The following is an 8,625-nucleotide window of genomic DNA, read 5'->3' on the forward strand; positions in this document are numbered from 1 at the left end:
CCGTTATAGTTGTTGCCATGACAGCCAATGCCATGAAAGAGGATCGCGAAAAATGCCTGAAATCCGGTATGGATGACTATCTTTCAAAGCCGGTTAAACCCCGGGCTCTTTCTGATATGCTGGATAAATGGCTTTATAAATCAAGTGATTAAATACTGTCTTTCCCAAATTTTGATGTTTCAATGGATAAGATTAAAAGAGTCGAATTTTTTAATCTATTTTGTTCACTATCCTCAGCAATTGTCCTGAAATATAGTGAGGCAGGGAATAAAGAGTAAAGCGTGATTCTCCTTTGACAGTGTTTCTTTTTTCCTGAAATATTGATGGCGGCATTGAGTTAAATCTAACCGCATGATGAAGCGATTTTTCAATGACTATGATTTGTAGAGAGCGCAAGCTGCCAGTGCTTCCCGCTTTGACTTCCACTGGAATGATTCGTCTTTTAAAATTAGTAATGACAAAATCAACTTCAGCAGATGCTGCTTTTTTTTCTCTTGCCCAATAATATAATTCCGGTTCTATGAAATATTGATGCTGTACCACTAGTTGCTGAGCGATTAATTGTTCTGCCAGAGCTCCATTATTAATGTAATTGAGTTCATCTACTTCACTTATTTCAAAGGGATTTAGTTTAAGTTGAGTATGGATCAGTCCAATATCCAACATAAAGCATTTAAAAAACCGATCCTTTTTTTCCGCCCCGAGAGGAACGCCGTTACAGCCGGTATTAAATACTTTGGAGACTATTTTGGCAAGGCATAGCTGATGTAATGATTTCCCAATCTCATTTGATCTATAGGATTTATCAATATTTGAATATTTAAGTTTCCGTCCAATTTTTGTAGGAAGCGAATCAAATAAGATGGAGAGTAATTGAGGCTTTGTATTTTTTTTATATTTATGAAAATCCAGTTTAAATGTATCAATAATCGAATTTTTTATCCGCTCTAACTCGACCATGCTGATATTTTGGACATAGGCATGCATCACTTCCGGCATACCGCCGATGGCAACATATCGTCGCAGTAGTTGTGTCAGCTTTACATGGATATGTTGATCAATATCATCACCGAGCTGAAAATTGAGTATAACATCTAAAGCCTGTTGTTCTCCTGTTGCTCTTAAAAATTCTTCAAAAGAGAATGGTCCAAGATACATAAGTTCCAGCCGTCCAACCGGTATGGAAAATTGAGGTTCGTCAAGGACAAACTCCAGCAGAGAACCTGTTGTAATAATCCTGTATTCAGGAAGATCTTCGTAAAAATAACGCAGAAGCTTTAAAATGGAAGGAGTATTCTGGACTTCATCAAAGAATATTAAGCTATTCTTTGGGTTTATGCTGATATTCAGTTCAAATTCTATGGCCTGGAGTACAATTCCAGGATCTAATTTTTCAACCAGAGGAATGAATCCCCACGGTTTTTCGCAATTAATTTCAACCAGTTGAATATGTTCTATTTCAGAAAACATCCTTACAAGAGTGGTTTTTCCAACCTGGCGGGCACCTCTTATCAGCAAGGGTTTTCTTTGTTTCCGCAAATACCAGGATTTCAGATCATCAACAGCATCTCTAATTATCATTTTTCCCTCTAAAATTATACATATTTTGATAAAATTATAGGTATTTTTATATCTATTTGAGACAAAAGTAAAGGTATTTTTGGATATTGATACAACGCTTCCTGGCGGTGATATGTACGGTGAACAGCCTTTAATAATTTATAAGCTATATTTCATAGACACGGTCTTTCCCAGATTCTGAGGTTTTCAATGGAATTAAAATGGTTATCATAGGTTACAAGAATAGATCCACTTTCAATAGTGTGTGCACAAATCCATATGTCATTTACAGGGATGGGTTTCCCTGTTTTTTTGAGCTGGTTTTTGATCAGGGCGAAAAATTCAGCAGTTTCATTTGTTGCATTTAGAATCTTGACACCTGGCTTATGAAGAAAGTTGTTTAAAATTTTTTTATTATAGTTTTCTTTATTGCCGCCTTTGAATCCAGCATATAATTCGCCTAAAACGAATATGGACATATAAATGGTATCGGATTCTGTTATAACATCAAGTACTTCGCTGGCGCCGTTTAGAAGGTTTGAATATGCATTGGTATCGAGAATTATTTTTTTCATTCCCAATCTTCCTTATCTATTTTACTGAATTCTTTTGTATTCTTTTCAAATTCAGAAAGATCTGAATCAGTCCAAATTCCCATAAACTCAATGAATTCATTATATCGTTCTTTGTTTTTTGCAGGTCTAATACCCAGTGACTTTTCTAAAAGCATTTTAATGGTTTTGTTAAGACTCATGCTTTCAGATTCTGATTTTGCTTTTAACATTGACCAGAGTGGCCCATCAAGACCATGAATCGTTATTGATTTCATTGTCACCTCCTTTTGAACTACCATTGAACTTTTTCTGGTTCATATAATTCTATTATAGTTCAATATCTAAAAAAGTCAAGCACCCACAAGTATACCCGTAAATATCCAAATGATATAAAGTTATATAATCAGGATGCAGGCATGGCGGTGATATGTACGGTGAATAGCCTTTAATAATCTATAAGCTGTATTTCATAGATCTCAATACCGCCGGCACCATCCGGGCTTCTGGAAAATTCCCTGATGCGGCACCTTGAAGAGGAGTTATGAAGGGTTAAAGAGGAATTCTTTGCAAATATTTTGGTTTCTGATTCTATCTTTTTAGCAACCTTGACTTCCGGTAAGGGTTCATTTCTGTCCGAAAATTCAAGTAAGCGTTTTTTTTCATCTGAAAGTTCGCTGTTCAGATCCTCAAATTCTTTAATCCTGCCTTTTTTTTGAGAAATTTCCAGAGCGATTTCATCCTGGCGGTCAAATCCTTTATTAATTTTTTCTTCAGCTTGCCTTGCCTTTTTTTCTATTTCTTTAACCGTTTTTGATACCTTCTGAAATGCAGCCATATTTCCCGAAGCTTTCAGGCTTGCTAGTTTTTTCCCAATATCCTTTAACTCCAGTTGGGAACGATCCTGGACATAGGCAGATTTGGATATAAGAGCATGCAGATTCTGATCTTCTTTTTCAAGTTCTATTGTTTCAGTTTTTAATTCATTAACCGCAGTATTATTCATTCCCAGTTTTGAGTCAACCTTGGCCACAAGCAGATTGGCATGTTCATCCACCCCCACGGTAAGTGTTGAGGGTTTTGAAGCTTTGTTTCCTATATTACCGGCATTGATGCCCATTTTTGCTGAAATTTCAGAATTGATGATTAAGCCGGTTTCATTAATACAGGCACCGCTTAAATGAATTTTTGAATCAATAATTTCCTTTTGAACAATCAGGTCACCAAAGGCACTTATTTTTGAGTTATGAACAAATTTAGCCTGAACAGACCCTTTGACTTTAACAAGCTCTGTATCAACGATTCCCAAAGAGACGTTGAGATCCCCTTCGATATCGATTTGGGCACCCTGAATTTCCTGGGCGGTTAAAGAGGCACATTTGACTTTGAATCCCTGCTTTACAATGCCGTTTACAATCACATTTCCGTCAAAGTTCACATCTCCGGTTTCAAATCCAAGGTCCCCTTTTATCTGGAATTCAGGACAGACCGACACATTCCCCATGGCGTCAAGGTGAGGCTGCCCGGCTGTTGTGGCATAGATTCTAACACCATCTTCAGATATCCGGGTTCCGGGACCCGAAGAAAATGTCAGGTCAACAGGCTCATCCACTATAATTTCTTTTCCAAGGACATCAATTCCAGGGGTACCCTCTTCGGGAAAAATTTTTGCTGCCAGAAACGCACCATCTTCTATGTAAGGAACCTCTCCTCTGTCCTGGAAATTGATACTGCCGTCTTTGTCTACTTTTCCGGCATGGAGGAAATCGGTTGGAAAATGATACCGGATTTGGGCATCTTTCGAATATTTGGGTTCTCTGCACAGGGCAATTATAAAAGGTTCATCATCCGGAGCCGCCTTGTGAAGCCAGTCGTCTATTTCATGGTCCTCTCTCACCCCGTTAATAATCTTATTTTTTTCAAGAAATTGTTTGACATAGGCAAGACTTAATATGTGATTATCAATTGTTTTTATTTTGATAAATGCTTTGGTTTTGTTTTTTGAAAGCGTCAGTTCAAAATGGTCATCAAGGAGGACTATTTTGACTTTTCCAGAGGATTTGGTATCGAGATGCTCTTTTTTTTCAAGGAGGCGATAAGCCACTGGCAGTATATCTTCCACAAGGGGCGCAATTTCACTTGTTGACGGTGTCTGATCAAGTGTCTCCGGGTATGAGATGGATTTCAGGGTAATATAATGCCTGGAAGCAGCTGTTTCTATTATTTGTTTGACCTGGTCCTTGATAATTAGAAATTCATCACCAAAACTGTCTGGCGAAAATGAAACATTCCGTTTGGTCAGGATATCCTGCAACAGAACCGGTTTGTCCGGATAATCAGATCTGCCCGTTGCCCGGACCCGGGATTCAAGTATTCGAATTTCCTTATTTTTCTTTTCAATCCGGGCTAAATAAAGCTCTCCCTTTTTTTTGAAATTACCGGCAATTTGAAAAAGTTGTTTATTCTGGCGATGGATGAGTTTTTTAAGATTTTTCTGCTTTATGCTGATGTCATACTGATCGCAGCAATGATTCACCAGTATGAGAAAGTCCTCATCCTCAAAGGGAAGTGTAAGGCAGGAGTGGATGCCGGCCTCGTTAATGGCGCTGACCAGGGTTTGCAGTTCAGCCACATCCGCTATCAATAACCGCTGGGTATCAGGGGCTATGTTCCTGGCTTTTTTCAGGATTTCATCCCCCTTCATTTTGGGCATCATATAGCTTGAGATAATCAGGGAGTAGGGGGATGTTTTTGATGCTTCAATATCCTCAAGCGCATCTGCAGAAACGTTAAAGCTGTTCACCTGATATCCTCTGGCTGATAAAAGGGTTTGCATCCGATCTCTCAAGTCCACAGTCGATTCAATTACAAGTATTTTTTTTTCTTCTTCAGCTATTTTCTTTTTCCTTTACAGGTTCAGGGTTTGATGGATAAGCTGTTTGGGGCTATCCGGATTTTCAGAGTCTATTTCTGTGAATTTTGAAGCACCAAGGTCCTGTTTTAAGATCATAGAAGCCTGGGTGCCGGTTATCCTTGTCCCGGTGTAGAGCTTTTTACTGACTTTAAGTTCCGGGACCGGATTTTCCTTTTCAAGTTTTCCGATAAGTTTTTCTTTTTCTTTTTGTATAGTTTTAATTTCTTCATTTAATTCTTCTATTTTCTTTTCACACGCAGTTGATTTTTGCTGAACTATATCCTGTTCTTCAAAAATGGCTTTAATCCTTTCATCGGATTGTTGTACTGTTGTCTCAAGTTCTTTTAGATCTTTAACGATCCTGGCTTTTTCTTCTTTTTCTTTTACTTCACCAATTTTATTTTCCAGAAAATCAATCTTTTTTGTGATTTTTTCCTGGGCAAATGTCTGGTTGGCAATGTCAACGTGCAAACCATTATAGGCTTCATCATGCTCCATTTTTTCAGCAATGGTCACATCCAGTTCTCTTTGTTTTTTTTCTATTTTTGTATCATATTTTTCAGCGATCCATCGGATATGATCATCTGCCCCTGTTTTTACAGTGGAATATTCTGATTTTTCCGTACCGATCTGTTTGACACTCATACCTTTTCTGGCAGCAATGGTGCAGGCGGTAATTCTGCCTGCTTCATTATTCAAAGCACCGCTGATGGCAATATAAGATTCCATGATCTCTCTTGTGATCATTATATCGCCATATCCATACACTTTTGTTTTGTTTAAAAATTTTGCCTGAACACTTCCCTGGGTTTGGATATCAGCATTCACAACACCGTTTGAAATTTTAAGATCTCCTCTGATCCTGATGATGCCGCCATTAATTTCATCGGCGGTCAGGTCTTCACATTCAACAAGAAAGCCTTCTTTAACAGTGCCGGTTACAATGACATTACCGTTAAAGTTGATATTTCCAGTCTTAAAGTCCACATCGCCTTTGACGGTAAAGGATTCAAGGACAGATATGATTCCCTTGATATCAATGCTTGGCTGGCCTGTAATGGTTGCAGTGAGCTTTAACTCATCTTCTGACAATTCAACCCCTTCTCCGCCTTCAAGGGGAACATCATCCACGTCACCCACCAAAAGGGTTTCGCCAAAAATATCTATGCCGGATTTGGGCTGCTCCATGGGTTGTTTCTCAGCCAGAACCTGCCCTCTTTTAACAAAAGGAGAATCTCCTCTTGACTTGAAATCAATGGAACCATCTTCATTGATGACACCTGCTGAATCAGATTGCGTATTAAAATGGTAAATAATCCGGGCCGGTTTTCCAACACTGGGGGGTATGCCCTGGGCAACAACAAATTTTTCATGGGGATCAGTGCAGTTTTTAAGGAATTTGCGAATCGCAAGATCATCCGTGATGCCATGCTTTATACCGCGTTTTTTTATCAGTTTTTTAACCGGATCGATATCGGTCGTCCCCTGCACGGTCTTGGGAACCCTTATCCATGCCTGAACCTTATCCTCTGAAATCTGGAGATCCACAAAAGCGCCGAATTCAGAAGAAAATTGAGAGGACTGGTCAATGGCACTTTTCTTTTTACCGGTCCTATCCTGGGTGGCCATGATTTCATCACGTATTTGAGGTGAAATGATCTCGGATTCCACCAGGATATCACCTAACAGCATTGCTACTCCGCTGTCTTCAAAATTGTTTAATTGTTTTCTAAATGCCCGGTCAATATCTTTTTTTGATGCGATTTCCCTGTTCACCATCATTTTGGCCAGATCCCTGTCTAAAAGCCGGGTTTCTATCATGGCAAGTTTTGCAAAAATACGGCTGAGATCCTGTCTTCTTAAGAAACCATTCTGTATCAGAATTTTGTCAGCGGTCAGTCCGGTAGACAACTCGGCTTCTTTTTCCTCCAGCTCTTCCAAAGCTTTTTCACGCTCACCTTTAGTGATAAACCCGTCATTGAAGGCAAGTTCATCAAAATCCGGCAATTGCTTGTAATCATCAATTACGATACCGGTACTGGGCTCAGAGCCAATACCAAAGAGTTGCGGCTCAACCGTAATGACCACATTTTCAATGATCTGATCAATAATTTCAAATATTTCGTCTTCCAGCTCATTCACATCGGTATCACCCATCTGAACGTTATCCGGCGAAAATGACAGCTTGTTTCGGTCTGAAATGGTTTCCACCAGGGAAGTGACTTCTTTATTTGCTATTTTGAATGCCTGGGTAAGATTACTTTTATTCATGGTGATAGTTCTGGAAAGAAGCTCATCAAGTCCTAAAAATACTTCTTTGAATTCAGCCTGTTCTTTTGCCTCTTTGAGTGTCTGGACAAGCGTTTCCACCTCTTCTTTTTTGTTTTCAAGGGCAATAGTGAATTTTTGAAGTTCTTTTTTCTGGGTTGAAGCAAGATCAAACAGTTTTGCATTTTGACGTTTTGTAACATTGTAAAGGTGTTTGCGCTCTTGAAAATTTTTATATATTTCAAGTTCCCCCATGATCCTGAGTAAAAGATCGTCATTATCCCAGGGTTTTGAAATATACTGGTGCATTTCTCCTTTATTAACCGCATCAATAATGGTGTCAAAATCCGAATACCCAGTGATCAGCATCCGCCTGGATTCCGGGCTTAGCAGGATGCTTTTTTCCAAAAATTCACTGCCGGACATCCCCGGCATCCGCTGGTCAGACATAATTAAAAAGAATGGGGTCTGGGCTGTTTCCAATAGTTTGATTCCCTGCTCACCATTAAGGGCGGAAGTAATTTTGGTGAATCCTTTACGCCTTAGCACCCGCCGCATGTTCTTTACAATGGGTTCGTCATCATCAACAACCAGGATGCCATATTCACTATTATCCGACATTTTATCCTCCGGGAATACTTTCAGGCATTTCAAAACCATTGCGGGTAGCAATGTCCTGAAATTGTTCATACAGCTCAGCTATTATCGCAACATAAAGTGAGTCGAGTTTTCCTTTATCAAGTAATTTTTTTTCTTTAAGAAGGGTTTCCATTTCATTGATATAATTTCTGTTCTCAAATCCTTTTTCAAGGCGGGTATTTAATTCAGCGATCTGTTTGTCTTTTTGAATAATTGCTTTTTTATGAACGGCAGCACTCTTTTTAAGTTCCGTATTGACTGTGTACAATTTTGTATTCTGTTCTTTGGCCAGCGCAAACAGTCTGTGATTTTCCATGATCAGCTCGTGTTGTTCAAGACCTGCCTTAACAGTTTCTGCCAATATTTTATTATCCCAGGGTTTAGCAATATACCGGTGAATGGAACCCTTATTTACGGCATCTGTAACCGCATCCACATCTGCATAGCCGGTGATGAGAAAGCGGATGGTGTCCGGAGCGATCTCTTTGGCTTTTTCCAGGAAAACAGATCCTTCCATTTTCGGCATTCGTTGATCCGAAAGGATTAAAGAAAAGGGTTTGGATGCAGTTTTTATTCGATCAAGGGCTTCCTGGCCGGATTCCATATAAACATATTTGGCACCAATGCTTTTCATCAGCCGGCCCAGTGCTTTTCCGACTTGTTCCTCATCATCAACGATCAATACAGTATGGT

The 8,625-nt window shown here is 39.2% G+C and carries 7 protein-coding genes; 1 reads left to right on the plus strand and 6 read right to left on the minus strand.

Annotated elements, in window-relative coordinates; translation table 11 throughout:
* Window positions 1–17: 17 nt before the first annotated feature.
* Entirely contained in the window at window positions 18–152 is a 135-nt protein-coding gene (locus K8S13_RS25650) for a hypothetical protein (protein ID WP_367172548.1), read from the plus strand.
* Window positions 153–210: 58 nt separating this feature from the next.
* Here K8S13_RS25650 and K8S13_RS07450 read toward each other — a convergent pair whose 3' ends face one another.
* From K8S13_RS07450 to K8S13_RS07475, 6 genes are all read right to left on the minus strand, one after another.
* Complete coding sequence (locus K8S13_RS07450; RefSeq protein WP_291461637.1) at window positions 211–1,581, minus strand: ATP-binding protein; 1,371 nt, start codon at window positions 1,579–1,581, stop codon at window positions 211–213.
* Window positions 1,582–1,733: 152 nt separating this feature from the next.
* Complete coding sequence (locus tag K8S13_RS07455; RefSeq protein WP_291461638.1) at window positions 1,734–2,135, minus strand: type II toxin-antitoxin system VapC family toxin; 402 nt, start codon at window positions 2,133–2,135, stop codon at window positions 1,734–1,736.
* A complete protein-coding gene (locus tag K8S13_RS07460; protein WP_291461639.1) occupies window positions 2,132–2,389 on the minus strand; it encodes a hypothetical protein in 258 nt (85 codons plus the stop codon). Before K8S13_RS07460 ends, K8S13_RS07455 begins: the two co-directional genes overlap by 4 nt.
* A 170-nt stretch (window positions 2,390–2,559) precedes the next feature.
* Window positions 2,560–5,007, minus strand: coding sequence for a flagellar assembly protein A (locus tag K8S13_RS07465; protein ID WP_367172549.1), 2,448 nt, complete (start codon window positions 5,005–5,007; stop codon window positions 2,560–2,562).
* Window positions 5,008–5,019: 12 nt separating this feature from the next.
* On the minus strand, window positions 5,020–7,914 hold the full coding sequence (locus K8S13_RS07470) for a flagellar assembly protein A (protein ID WP_291461640.1): 2,895 nt from the start codon (window positions 7,912–7,914) through the stop codon (window positions 5,020–5,022).
* Window position 7,915: 1 nt separating this feature from the next.
* Window positions 7,916–8,625 (minus strand): response regulator (locus K8S13_RS07475; RefSeq protein ID WP_291461641.1); only part of this gene is annotated, 710 nt, incomplete at its 5' end.

The organism is Desulfobacula sp., assembly GCF_021107415.1.